This is a genomic window from Paenibacillus sp. FSL R5-192, from assembly GCF_000517845.1.
GTDB lineage: Bacteria > Bacillota > Bacilli > Paenibacillales > Paenibacillaceae > Paenibacillus > Paenibacillus amylolyticus.
Genome location: NZ_ASPR01000049.1, coordinates 38,523 through 51,948, shown reverse-complemented (window position 1 = coordinate 51,948; position 13,426 = coordinate 38,523). Strand labels below are relative to the sequence as shown.

12 protein-coding genes are annotated in these 13,426 nt (G+C 43.3%); 2 read left to right on the top strand and 10 right to left on the bottom strand.

Annotated elements, in window-relative coordinates; translation table 11 throughout:
- Positions 1-387: 387 nt before the first annotated feature.
- Together C161_RS25465 and C161_RS25460 are read right to left on the bottom strand one after the other, a co-directional pair.
- Positions 388-1,383, bottom strand: a complete 996-nt coding sequence (locus C161_RS25465; protein WP_036613892.1) for a glycoside hydrolase family 43 protein — start codon at positions 1,381-1,383, stop codon at positions 388-390.
- Positions 1,384-1,807: 424 nt separating this feature from the next.
- The gene (locus C161_RS25460) at positions 1,808-2,497 is read right to left on the bottom strand and encodes an SDR family NAD(P)-dependent oxidoreductase (RefSeq protein ID WP_036673652.1); all 690 of its coding nucleotides are present in this window, start codon (positions 2,495-2,497) and stop codon (positions 1,808-1,810) included.
- A gap of 157 nt (positions 2,498-2,654) precedes the next feature.
- On the opposite strand from C161_RS25460, the gene C161_RS25455 reads away from it, so the two are divergent.
- Positions 2,655-3,239 (top strand): TetR/AcrR family transcriptional regulator, encoded by a 585-nt coding sequence (locus C161_RS25455; protein ID WP_051447337.1) that lies wholly within the window; start codon positions 2,655-2,657, stop codon positions 3,237-3,239.
- Between the two features lie 762 nt (positions 3,240-4,001).
- On the opposite strand, the gene C161_RS25450 is transcribed toward C161_RS25455, so the two are convergent.
- Both C161_RS25450 and C161_RS25445 read right to left on the bottom strand, forming a co-directional pair.
- Complete coding sequence (locus tag C161_RS25450) at positions 4,002-4,961, bottom strand: NAD-dependent epimerase/dehydratase family protein (RefSeq protein WP_036673651.1); 960 nt, start codon at positions 4,959-4,961, stop codon at positions 4,002-4,004.
- 37 nt (positions 4,962-4,998) lie between these two features.
- Positions 4,999-6,189, bottom strand: a complete 1,191-nt coding sequence (locus C161_RS25445; protein ID WP_036673649.1) for a glycine C-acetyltransferase — start codon at positions 6,187-6,189, stop codon at positions 4,999-5,001.
- Between the two features lie 300 nt (positions 6,190-6,489).
- Here C161_RS25445 and C161_RS25440 point away from each other — a divergent pair, with 300 nt between their 5' ends.
- Positions 6,490-6,690 carry a hypothetical protein gene (locus C161_RS25440; protein ID WP_036673648.1) on the top strand — a complete coding sequence of 67 codons (201 nt, stop codon included), beginning with the start codon at positions 6,490-6,492 and terminating at the stop codon, positions 6,688-6,690.
- Between the two features lie 661 nt (positions 6,691-7,351).
- On the opposite strand, the gene C161_RS25435 is transcribed toward C161_RS25440, so the two are convergent.
- The 6 genes from C161_RS25435 to C161_RS25410 form a co-directional block, all read right to left on the bottom strand.
- The gene (locus tag C161_RS25435; protein ID WP_422395217.1) at positions 7,352-8,122 is read right to left on the bottom strand and encodes an AAA family ATPase; all 771 of its coding nucleotides are present in this window, start codon (positions 8,120-8,122) and stop codon (positions 7,352-7,354) included.
- A 174-nt stretch (positions 8,123-8,296) separates the two neighbouring features.
- Entirely contained in the window at positions 8,297-8,737 is a 441-nt protein-coding gene (locus tag C161_RS25430; RefSeq protein ID WP_036673647.1) for a hypothetical protein, read from the bottom strand.
- Positions 8,738-8,944 (bottom strand): helix-turn-helix transcriptional regulator, encoded by a 207-nt coding sequence (locus C161_RS25425; RefSeq protein ID WP_036613900.1) that lies wholly within the window; start codon positions 8,942-8,944, stop codon positions 8,738-8,740.
- Positions 8,945-9,103: 159 nt separating this feature from the next.
- Positions 9,104-9,478 carry a DUF2750 domain-containing protein gene (locus C161_RS25420; RefSeq protein WP_036673646.1) on the bottom strand — a complete coding sequence of 125 codons (375 nt, stop codon included), beginning with the start codon at positions 9,476-9,478 and terminating at the stop codon, positions 9,104-9,106.
- 202 nt (positions 9,479-9,680) lie between these two features.
- Positions 9,681-11,729: a glycoside hydrolase family 16 protein gene (locus C161_RS25415; RefSeq protein WP_036673645.1), complete on the bottom strand. Its 2,049-nt coding sequence runs from the start codon at positions 11,727-11,729 to the stop codon at positions 9,681-9,683.
- A 153-nt stretch (positions 11,730-11,882) separates the two neighbouring features.
- A complete protein-coding gene (locus C161_RS25410) occupies positions 11,883-13,424 on the bottom strand; it encodes a response regulator (RefSeq protein ID WP_036673643.1) in 1,542 nt (513 codons plus the stop codon).
- Positions 13,425-13,426: the final 2 nt, after the last annotated feature.

Sequence of the window (13,426 nt, the reverse complement as noted above, 5' to 3'; positions counted from 1 at the left end):
GATAGCTTTTTTATTTTGATACTCATCTAATCGTTAATCGGACTATTTTCTTGTCCCTCGACAGGAAAAGAAGTTCCCTACTAAAACTCGTCGACACGCGCTTCACGCACTCAACTGGATAAAGCCATTAGGATATATGTGTGTCAACAAAATTCTAATTAAACATAAAGCCTTCTCTCCGAAGGAAAGAAGGCTTTATGTTTAATTAAGATAAATTTATTAATTCAATCAGTATACTGCTGAAGTATTCTTTGTTCAGCAGAGATTTTCTCCAAGTTTGAGTGAAACAACTGATCCTCCTCCTATCAAAAAAGCAGCCCCGTCAGGAGCTGCCTCATGTATTATGCCTTATATTGTAATCTTATCTGTTTCCGCTAACCAGCTAACTTACTCCGCACCCGGATAAGGATTGATCTTCTGGATCGTTCCATCTTCGTTGTAGTTCAGCTCCGAATATTTAACGCAGCGCTTGTGGTTGACGCCTTCCGACAGGGAGCTGTCGTGATAGAACAGATACCACTTGTCTTCAACTTGCACAATGGAGTGATGGGTTGTCCAGCCGATAACCGGAGAGAGAATCTCGCCCTTGAACGTGAATGGTCCCATCGGGTTCTTGCCGATCGCATATACGAGCTTATGCGTGGTTCCTGTAGAGTAGGACAGGTAGTAATAGCCGTTATATTTATGCACCCATGGGCCTTCAAAATATCTCCGTTCCTCATCCCCAGCCAGAATCGGATTCCCGTCTTCATCGACAATCGATATCTCGGCAGGCTTGCCTTGGAAGGACAGCATGTCGTCGCTAAGCAGTGCAACTTGCGGTCCAAGCGCCGGCTGGTCAGGAGCAGGTCCTTCTGCATCTGGCACGAAGCTGCCAGTCTGCCATTTCTCCAACTGGCCACCCCAGAGTCCGCCGAAATAGATGTATGACTGATTGTCGTCATCCACCAGTACGGCCGGATCGATACTGAAGCTGCCTTCCATATAATTCGGTTGCGGCATGAATGGGCCTGCCGGAGACTCTGATGTTGCCACACCCAGACGGAAGATGTCGTCATGATCCCGTGCCGGGAAAAACAGGTAATAGGTATTGTTCTTATAAGCGGCATCCGGTGCCCAGAGCTGCTTGGAGGCCCACGGAATATCTCTCAGATGCAACGCTTCGCCGTGATCAACCACCGGGGAATCGAAGTTGTTCATCGAGAGGACATGATAGTCTTCCATTTTATACTGGTCGCCGTTATCGTTGCTCGGCTCGTCATGATCGAGGTCATGGGAAGGATAGATGTAGATTTTGCCCTCGTAGACATGGGCGGACGGGTCAGCAGTGAAGATGTGGGTTACGAGCGGTTGGTGGGGCTTAGGTAGTTGTTGTTGATTCATAAGGCATCTCCTTTGGTATTGGAATAATAAAATACTTCATGTACGGGATTACGGTAATTCATTGATTGCACCCTCAGAATTAAAAGCAAGCGTTTACAACCTCTAATGTTATTGTATAAGCCCCGCTTATTCTTTCCTAGTACACATAATAAAGATCTTCCCCCGAAAAAATGTACAATTCCCGCCCATCTCATAATTCTTATATTCTACAATGAAGTGATGTTTTTTGCGTTGTCTTGTCATCGGTACAATTTCTTGTCTTTGGCTCGGGACAAGAAATTGTACCGAAAAACAAAAAAGCCGCTAAATTAGCGGCTTCTTCATCTCTTTCAAGCGTTTCTTAGCACAAAATATATGCCTAGTTCTCAAGCTCATCTACTTGGTTACAACTGTATGTTATGACCTGCTGAAATCATCACCAATGTTAAAACAGAATGGTATCGGGGGTAACCCCCTCAGGATACTCTTCTTCCCATACGTTTTTCTCTACATAGGCCTGGTACCACATCTCTGCAATTACATCCGGATCATTAATTGCGCCGGTACCTGACTCCTTGATCAATAAACCTAATGAGCGGTGGCCCACAAAAATCCCTTGAGCAGACAATGAAGTATGAAGATTAGCAACATAATTGCGTAACCCTGCAAGAGCAATACCGATATTCCCCATCATGGACACAGGGTACATGGCGGATAATCCTGAGGTAAAGAGCAAGGCTCCCTCTTTCCTAGCGAGCATATCAGGGAGAACAGCATTGACGACATGGATGGCACTAACCACATTCGCCTCAAATGCATCCCTGGCGTTCTCCGCCGTTAACTCCAATACAGAAGTGGGAGGATAATTGCCTGCTGTTGGACTGAATTCCAACACATCAATCTGACCATACTTTTCTTTCATGTTGGTCATAGCCTGTTCAATCTGTTCCTTGTTAAAAATATCTGCTACGAAATAAGATGCCTCGATACCATCCGCTTTCAGTTCCTCCACCATATCTTGCAGTTTTGCAGCATTTCTTGCAACTAATGCCACTTGGAAGCCGCGCTTGCCAAAGCTCTTCGCAATAGATAATCCTAATCCCTTACCTGCACCAACAATCGCCAGTGTTTTCATTTATGATTCTCCTTTTATGAATGAGTTAGTGAGTTCAATTGACAGTTGTAATTGTAAAACGTACAATTAAAAGACTCAATGGTCGATATAATTCAATGTGTTAAATAAACATCACTTTTGATAAATCTGACTATTATTTATGGAGGGGAAGCACGAATTGGGTAAAGATAAAGTGGATCTGCGCATTCTCAAAACGCGGAAAGCCATTAAAGAAGCGTTTCTGAGATTAGTACAAACCAAAGGCTATGAACGAATTACTGTGCAGGACATTGCCAAAGAAGCGATGATAAATCGCAACACATTTTATTTGCACTATGTAGATAAACCTCAATTCATGGAGAAGTTATTTCAGGAAAACGTGGAGAGTTTAAATGCTTGCTTAAGCCTGGAAGTGAGTTCAATTCATGAGATGGATAAAGATATGTTTGCTACCATGTTAAAAACGATTTTCGACGATATTGAAGCCAATATGATATTTTTTAAGACAATGATCACTCAAAATATTTATCCAAACTTCTCCGTTTACTTGAAAGAGGCTTTTAAAACGATCATTTTTTCGGGAATCGGCGATCATCGCCACGATGAGAAGATAAAAATTGGCATCGAATACATGATATCTGGATTGGTAGGAGTAATTTGTCTCTGGATAGTTGAACCGGAGAACTACAGGGTAGATAACTTTATCGAGCAACTGAGTGAAATTCACTATTCTAACATGGTTGACTTGCTGAAGGATACTTGATAATAAACTAGTATGATCTGAACAGAAAGGCTATTCTTGCCGAATCTGATCTGGCTCGACTCCCTGCTTAGATCTGTCAGAACTAGGCAGGCATAGAATAATGTTTGCAGTCAGATACGAAGATAACGGTACTGTCCTAACTCCGGCGTTCTCAACGCTTCCAAGTACCATGAGCCTGTCATGAATCCACATGACAAAAGCTACGTGGCTATAATGCGAGTCCGATATACTTTGAATCAACTTGCTTAATGGGTAATTTCCACCACTACAAAGCAGAATATCCCCCGTTAAGTATAAATCCTCATACATCTTCATATTTGGACACGAACATTTGAATTACTACCTCTGCCAAGAAGCCACAATTCGTGTTCCTAAGCATGAGCGTGAGATACCAAGAGCAATCTACGAAACCGACATCGACGAGTTCGTAAGCACATATACGCGTCCCGATGGTTGGCGCAGATTGATTGGTCTTTACCGGAAAAACGTTATTTCTAATAAAAAAATCGTTATTTACGCGAATTCTTAAATTCATGTGCTTTTTTCTTGCCACATGATCTTCATCATGATGCTATTTAGATAGATACCTAATCCGAAATGACACAATGTTCTTGTCCTTAAAACAAAAAAAGCCGCTGTAATAGCGACTTTAATGGAACAATGTTCTTGTCCCTCGACAATTTCGTTCTGTTTTTGTTTTTATAAGTTCCCCTTTCTTGCTTTTTTTAGCGATGTCACTCTTCGATCGAATTCATAATAACTTTAAGCCTTGCGAAGCATTTGTCTCTCGCTTAGATGTGAAAGCATATCCTTCGTCATGGCCTTCAGGTCGTAGCGAGCATGAAATCCCCATTCTGTTTTCGCTGCCGTCGCATCAATGGAATGCGGCCAGCTATCGGCAATCGCCTGTCTCTTCGGATCAACGTCATAATCGAGGATAAAGCCGGGAAGCTCATCCCGAATCGCTGCAGCGATCGCCTCCGGATCCACGCTCATTGCGGTGACATTAAATGAATTTCGGTGCATCAACCGGGAAGAATCCGCTTCCATCAAATCGATGATAGCGTTCAGGGCATCCGGCATATACATCATGTCCATGTTTGAGTCCTTGGCGATATAAGATGTATACCGGCCAGCCGTCACGGCTGCGTAATAAATTTCCACGGCGTAATCCGTCGTTCCTCCGCCGGGAGGCGTCATATAAGATATCAAACCCGGGAATCGCAGCCCCCTAGTATCCAGGCCGTATTTGTGAAAATAATAATCACAAAGCAGTTCGCCGGACACTTTGTTCACGCCGTACATCGTATTGGGCCTCTGGATCGTATCCTGAGGGGTATTGTCTTTCGGAGTCAAAGGACCAAAAGATCCAATGGAGCTTGGAGTGAAAAATTGGCAGCTGAGCTCCCTGGATATTTCAAGTGCATTCATCAATCCGCCCATATTCAAATTCCAGGCAAGCAGCGGTTTCTCCTCTGCGGTAGCCGACAGCAGTGCAGCCAAATGGATGAAGGTATCAACTTCGTACCGCTTGGCGATTTCGAACATCGCCTTATCATTCGTCACGTCCAGCAGCTCGAATGGCCCCGATCGGGTAATTTCGTGGGCTGATGACCTGAGATCCGTAGCAACGACGTGATCCGCACCATAAATTTCACGTAATTTAACAACTAACTCAGAACCGATTTGACCCAGTGCTCCGGTCACCAAAATCTTGTTCATAAGACATTCCTCCCGAAATGTACTCCCGCGAATGCAGCTAAATCAGCTTCATTTCCTTGCCAACTTTCTCATAAACGGAGATCACCTGGTCGAGCATCTCCTTGGTATGGGCAGCTGTCGGCATGTTGCGTATTCTTCCGGTTCCTTTCGGAACCGTCGGAAACAGGATTGCCTTGGCGTAAACACCTTCTTCATAAAGCCGTTTGCTGAACTGTTGGGTGGTTACTTCATCGCCAATGATACAAGGTGTGATCGGCGTTTCGCTTTGGCCTACATCATATCCAAGCCGGCTCAAGCCATTTTTCAAATCATTGCCGTTCTCCCACAGCTTCTCGATCAGCTCTTTGTCATTCATCAAAATGTCGACAGAAGCGCTGCAAGAAGCGATTGCAGCCGGAGGTAGCGATGTCGAGAACAGAAACGGACGGCTTCTCAGCTTCAACCATTCGATCAGTTGTTTTTTACCCGCCACATAACCGCCGACAACGCCAATCGCCTTGGAAAGAGTACCAATTTGAAAGTCAATGCGGTCGGACAATCCAAAATGCTTCACGGTTCCCGCACCTGCTCCGAGAACGCCCGAACCGTGGGCATCATCCACATAAGTAATCAGATCGAATTCTTCTGCTATTTTCACGATTTCAGGCAGCTTTGCTATATCACCATCCATGGAGAAAACCCCGTCGGTGATGACCATAATTTTATGGTATTGACCAGATTCCTTGGCATCTTTCGCCTGTTGTCTTAAATCATTCATATCCGAATGCTTAAAGCGAATCACCTTGGCTCTCGACAGGCGGCAGCCATCAATAATCGAAGCGTGGTTCAGCTCATCTGATAAAATCGCATCATGCTGGTCCATTACCGCGGATATAGCAGCCATATTGCAGTTAAATCCCGATTGATACACGATAACGGCTTCCGTTTTTTTGAAACGGGCCAGTTTTTCTTCAAGCTCAATATGAAGATCCATCGTACCATTAATTGTTCTCACAGCCCCTGCGCCTGCCCCGTATGTCTGCGACGCCTTAACTGAAGCATCAATCAGGCGGTGATCTGTTGCCAGTCCCAAATAGTTATTGGAAGACAAATTGATTAAGGACTTTCCGTCGATACGAATAACAGGACCATTTGCACCCTGCAGCGTATCGATGACGTTATATAGACCTTTAGTCTTTAGATCTTCGATGTTCGAACTTAAAAATTGGTCCAATGCTTGACTTGACATTCCATTCCCTCCTCGATATACGAATGTCCTCGTACAGGAGACACAGTATTCTTCGAAAAAACCCTGTTATAAAAGGAAATAAACTAAATTCAATGTATCATCATTTTTATTTTTTGTACACATGTGGCGGACAAAAAAATAAAAAAATCCGCAAAAAAACATAGCGATTGCTTCCCCATTCTCGGAAGCAATCGCTACTAAATCTTTGCTATACTTTTTGTTACATTCTATACTAATTCATCATGTATTAAACTATTATTATGCAATGAGAAACTCTATTTCAACCTGTGAGGTGATTTGATGAACAAGATTTTAGCGATCTCGATTTTGGGAATGGGTTTAACAGGTGCTGTTTTAATCATCTCAATTGCTCTGTTGTTTAACCCCCCAATAGGAAGTGTGTTGAAGATGGTTACTGTTGCTTCAACATTATCTTTTATTATATTTGCTGTTTCGGCTTTGATATTTCGTCGGCGATTAGATGATGAAAATAGTGAGTAGTATATTTATACTTCCTCGATTTAGGACGAATGCTTCGCAGTTGCAATCCTAACAATGTTTCTGCTTATCTTCAGAAAATAATGAAACATGCATCCCCCCCTACAAGCACCCATGCTAGAAAATAGAATCTTCTGTTTTAAAATATATAGAAGCAGCGGATTTATATCCTTATTTTTCCATAACAGTCCAATATAGTTGTACCGTTCTTCCTGTTCGATCCGTTGTTTCTCTGTGTAGAGCGTTTGAATGGTTCTACAAAATCACTTCTACTAAGCCTACAGCATGTAAGATACTCAGCATCACCAAAATTACCGATCGGACTGTGAAAAATAAAAACATCACTTTGCCGGGCAACACCTACTGTTTTCCCTTTATATCCAGGTATGTGATCGCTGACCTGCACTTGGGGCGTCCTAGTCTACGGAGGAGCCCTTTTTCGTGATTTAAATACTCCTACGTAAACATATACAAAAAAGGATCGTTAGCATTTCTGCAACGATCCCTGTCGTCAGTCCGCTAGTTGAAATCAGCAGATGATCAATTTGATGCCTTATTAAGTTTGATTAAGCTAACGTTTCCCGTTAGCTTAATCTCGACAATAGATCGCTTTCTTTGTAACGATCTCTCTTAAGCTTTTAGATTCTATAGGATAGCAGTGGATTTAATCTTGAGTTTCTTCGAATAACTCTCTGAGCATCCTATCCTTGTTATTCACAAACTCTTTCATAATCATATAATGGTCGGTTTCTTCCAATACTTGGACTTCGACACCATCTGGCTTTAGATTGTAAATAATCGAATCTGGATATGCCATAAGGATTGGGGAGTGGGTCGCAATTATAAATTGAGAGTTTTGCAAAACAAGTTCATGGATTCGTGTCAGCATCGCCATTTGGCGAAGGGGAGACAATGCAGCCTCAGGCTCATCCAGTATATATAATCCCTTCTCCCCGAACCGATGAATGAAAGTGGAAAAGAACGACTCTCCGTGCGATTGCTCATGCAAGGACTTCCCACCGTAAGATTCTATAATAGGGCGAGCGAATGATGGTTGGCTGTCCAACTCATCGATCGTCGTGGCTAAATTATAATAACTCTCTGCCCGGAAGAAGAAGCCATCCTTCGGGCGTCGCGGACCTCTGATCAATTGTATATATTCATATAAGCTCGAGTGAGTAGCCTGGGTTGAAAAGGAAAAGTTGATCGTCCCACCCTCCGGGTTAAATCCCCATGCGACAGCAATGGACTCCATCAGTGTTGATTTGCCCATCCCATTTTCACCTACGATATAGGTTACCTTGGGGTGAAAATCAAGAGTATTTAGGTTTCGAATGACCGCCAAATCAAAGGGGTAACGATTATAGGTGGGTACTTGTTGCCGCTTAAGCTGAATTTGTCGTAAATAGGGATGCTGTATATTAATATAGTTCACTCCCTTTTAAAACTTTGATCGTTATGCTTACCTTTTTTTGGAAAACACTGACTGATGTTTGTCTCAAGCTTTAGTTTACTCCATCAAACAAATAATACCATATACCGAAAATAACCTGTCCGTAAATCGATATCCGGTAAACATTCACCTCTCTCCACTGCTTTGATCTAAACCTTAAATTTCTCTCGCATAATACATCCACAGTGCAAAAAATACGATTAAAACAAATAATAAGCAAGTTAGTAAGGTATAGAATATCAAGGGATTAAAGAAACCGGCGATCACGGAGGCAATGCCCATACCAATGAGAATGATTGCTGTGCTGAGTGTGCCGGCTCTCTGGAGTATCATTACACTCCGCTCGTCATTCTCCTCAATATACTGCTTCTTCAGCTCGGCTTCATTATTACTGGCTTTTATATACCTGACGAGGAAAAAAGCGACGGCCACTTCAACCCCGATAAAAGCTCCTGTGTGAAATCCCTTTATAAAACTAGGTAAATCGGGTAGTCCACCTCGGTAAAATATAAGTCCTACATAGATCAATAGGGTAGCAGTCGCTACCAGTGACAGTACGTTTTTGCGAGTTTTTACTTTAATCTTGTACTTGTCCATTTACATTTCCTCCACTTCGCTGAAATCAAAAACATCTTCAATGGCGAGTCCAAAAAAGTTGGCAATTTTGTAAGCAAGAATAAGGGAAGCCGTGTATTTTCCCCTTTCAAGAGAGGTAATGGTTTGCCGGGTAACACCAACAATTCGTCCCAGCTCTTCCTGTGACAGCTTATGCTGCTTACGCAGTTCTGCAATTCTTGTCTTCAAGTGATCACGTCCTTGCAATGTTTACTTTGCATTTTTAGCATAGTTCACTTTGCATTATGTGTCAAGTACACTTTGCATTATTACTTGCATCTGAATGTAAAACAAGCCAAGCCTGTAAAAGGAGGGCTTGGCTCGTGGGAATGGCCACTAACAATCCTGTTAGTATTTTTCAAGTTCTGTCTTTAAATCCTCAATTAGTATATCGACTTCTAATACAGCAGAATCAGCATTATTTAAGAATATTGAAGGTTTAAAACCCTCTTTTTTTAAATTGGGTAGAAAATCGTCTATGAACTTGTACAAATCCATACTTTTACTTGAGTAAATTTCCCAACCATCAGTTGCACAGTATTCCGCGAATTCTTTCTTAGGCCAAAATGGAAGTAATTTATTACCTTTATCATCTTCAGTAACTGACCAACCATTCTCATAAAGCCCCCACACTTCTTCTGAATCCACTACTTTTTTGATGAAGTATTCATAACGAATATTTGCAGGGAGATTGATGACTGATTCAAATTCTTTCTGATTCATATTTCCTCCTAATGATGTTGTCCTTCGACAAGAGTTGCAGCCGATGAACTACATTATCAAGTCTAAAATTAAACGACCGATTCCCAGGTAGAAATATTGGGAATCGGTCGTAAGCCAATTATAGAGTATGAGATTTCAGGATCTCCGGTTTGCCCAGCATCTGTTCCATCTGATCTTCATTCGCTCTATCCGAAATCGCAAATTACTGTTCTTTATACACGCGTACATAATCTACCTGCATAGTCGCCGGAATATCGGAGGCGTTCGGGGTACGGCCGCCGTCAAAGTTTCCGCCGACTGCCAAGTTCATAATGAGGTAGAACGGCTCATCAAAAGGTGCATTCGGATTATTCGGTGCAGCTGCGGAATACCACTGCTCGTTAGTGACTTTATAGTAAAACTTGCCGTCTACATACCATTTAATATTGTCCTCTTCCCATACTACTGAGTATACATGATAATCATTGGCAAAAGTTTGCCCCGCCGGGAAGTGATAATCGCCGCCCGAATACTGGTTCCCGGGCCATTGTCCACCAAAGTGTATGGTACCGCTTACTGATCCAGGCAGACGGCCTCTCGCTTCCATAACATCAATTTCACCTGATGCAGCCCAAGTGCCGTATGCTGAATCTTTTGGAAGCATCCACAGTGCTGGCCATACCCCATCACCTGTAGGAAGCTTGGCACGAAAATCTACTCTGCCGTACTTCAAGGACAGTTTATCCTTGGTGTTAATCTTTCCCGAAGAATACTGTGCATACCGATTCGGGTCTTGTGGGAAAGATTTGCTGTCGTTCATGGCTTTGATATTCAGATTCCCGTCCTGTACATATACATTTTGGGTGCTGTTTGTGTAGTGCTGCAGTTCTGCATTTCCCCATCCCCAAGTACCGGGATCGTTATTGAGATAATATCCTGTTTCATAGTTCCATTTACTTGTATCCAGCGTAGTTCCGTTGAATTCATCCTGCCAAATGAGGTTCATGCCCGCGATTGCCGGGTCGGTTGGCGTTCCGATTGAGATATCCTCTTGATCGGATACATCCGGACGCGGAGCATTTGGATTGCCGATGAAAGTATAGTTGACGAAGTTGTTGCCAATATTTCCACCCGCCTGTCCGTTCAGCGGATATCCGATACGGATCTGCATATTTTCTTGGATTGGCTGGAACCAAAGACCATAGATATAATCGGCCCAGTAACCCCACTGGTTGGCATCGGACATATTGTTATACCCATTACCGGAGTATGCAAATTTGCTCTGGCTGGAGTTACTCAAATCAACCCATTGCCCATTCATGTTAATTTGGTATACAAAATTGCCCAGTTCCTTGGCGATTGGCGCCCCTCCATCAATTTTGGGAAGCGGAACCCCAATGGAACCATTCGCATCTGCTGTGAAGGTTGTTCCTTCGTATGGCGTAATGACATATGAATTTCTTGTAGGTTCATTAAACGTAATGGTATAAACAAGATTAGTCGAAGAAGTCTTTGATTCCAATTTGACATTGATCGACTCCGTTACGTTAAACCAGTACCCACCGCCGCCATCCGTGAATTGGCCAAAATTGTGATCGTAGATCCAGCCGCTGGCTGCATTATTGTCAATATCAATCCAGGTGCTACTGTTTACAGGTTTGACATACACCTTCAAATCATCCGCAACAGCTTCATAAGTGACCGCAGGATTATTGTTGAACGTTGGATATGTAAAGCCTGCACCGCCTGTGAAACTTGCTGTGATTTGTGGACCTTGTGTCGGATTCATCGCTGTGATGGTTGTTTTGTTGATGTTTTGGAATACAAGTTGATACTCCAGCTTAACACCATTCGCTTTGGAGTATAGCTGAATCTCGGTTGTTGCGGAGAGGGTGAACCAATAACCATTGAAGCCGCCATCGCTCCAGTGCCCCCAGTTTTGGTTATAGATATAACCGCCTGCCTGGTCGATATCAACCCAGTTGTTGCCCACTTTTACATTAACGCCCACATCACTGTGAACATCATTCCATGTCGCGGAGCCTCCATTGAACTTAGGCATAACAAATCCGTAGCTGGCCTTGCCAACCCCTGATTTTGAAATAACAGGCCCGTCTGCTGATGAGAAGTACTCCATTGAGGTTACGGTAGTTCCCGCTGCCTGAACCTTTGAAGCTGGCAGTATGCCAATACTAGCCAGCATCACAACCACAAGGAACATACCGAGTCCCTTTTTCATAAACCGTTTCGCCGTAAAGTGAGATGGTTTCATAATTGCCCTCCTTTAATAGAATAATAGCTTTTCCCAATACATGTGCATTAAGGAAATTGCTTACATAGGGGAATATCTTTATTCTATCGAATAGGTTAATTCGCTGAAAAGGTACAATTGTTTTTGTGGTATCCCATTTTTTTGGCTTTTGATTCAATCTGCCTTCTGCCGCATCATCTGTCGGTACTCTGTGGGTTGGATCTGCATCACAAGTCGGAACGCGCGTGTAAAGCTTTTGTAGCTTTCATATCCAACCATAGCAGCCACCTCAACAATTTTATGATCGGTTTCGGCGAGAAGCCGCCGCGCTTTATCCAGACGCACATCTCGTAGGTATTCAGCAAAACCTTTACCAATATTCTTCTTAAACAGATTTGAAAAATAGGCATAATTAAGCGATACATGATTGGATACCATCGCGAGGTCCAGCGGTTTGTGGTAACTCTCGTGTATAAAACGAATGGCTTCATTTAGATCCTGCGAATGGCGATAGTTGCACTTATAGTCATAATATAACTGATTCAACCGAAGCAGCTGCTGTTGCAGTGCTTGTATATACTCACGCATCCCTTGATAATCAAAGAGATTACGCAATGATTCAAGGTCCAGCACTTCTTCCCCCATATAAGGGTGGATAACTCGTTCGTATTCCTCCATCATCTGAACAGTGGCGGCGCAGAGCTGTTGGGTATAGCGAATAGGATAGCGTTGCAGCACCTTTTTGTGAAATATTGCAGAAATACCCTGAGTAATTGTTCCGCTGTTATCTGTTCCAATCGACTGGAACAATTCGTATAAGTCTTCATAGGGAAGTTGCCACTGCTGTTCCATATGCTCAATATGTGCTGGGAAGATACTATACTGATCAGGAAACAGGTAACTGTGGCGATAGAGCTCAAGCACTTGGGTATAGCTGTCGGGTAGTTCTTTTAACCCCTGAATCGGGTTAGTCATGGCCGTTATGGCATTGATCTTTCCTTCCTTGAGCGCTGCAGGCAAAACACTTGGATCTATGGACGCATCCACCGCAAGGATCAGGTATGGGCGATGTTGCAGGCAAATACAACTTTGTCTGCCAAACACACGATAAGCAATGGCTTCCATGCTATGGGCGCTGCTGGCTCCGGGCTGGTTCATGCAAACTTCTTCCCGCAGCAGGGCTAGGCGATAATTACGCCATAACGCATCATTTTGTTCCTCAATCTGAAGGATCCATGCGTCATCACTTAACGCACCTTGCATAAACATTCTTAATTCTTTACGATCGGTCTCTTGGGCGAGGCGGGATACACGCTGCATATTATGCGTAAGTGCCTGCCGTGTCTGGATCTCTTGCCATACATGCTCCAGGGAATGTTGCAGATCCTCTCGCTTCAAAGGTTTGAGCAAGTAACCCTTTGCACCAAGCCCGATCGCTTTTTGGGCATATGTAAAATCACTATAACCGCTGATAATGAGGTATTCCACATCCAGGTATTCCTCTTTGGTTTGAGCCATGAGCGTCAACCCATCCATATCCGGCATCATAATATCGGTAATCACGATGTGAATGCAATGCTGCCGCAATAGGGACAGCGCCTCAATCCCGCTCACGGCACAGTATATGTTGTTCAGCTCCAGAGGAAATTGATGCAGCATGGCCTGCAGGCCGTCACGAATGTGTTTTTGATCGTCCACAATCAGGATATTAATCATGC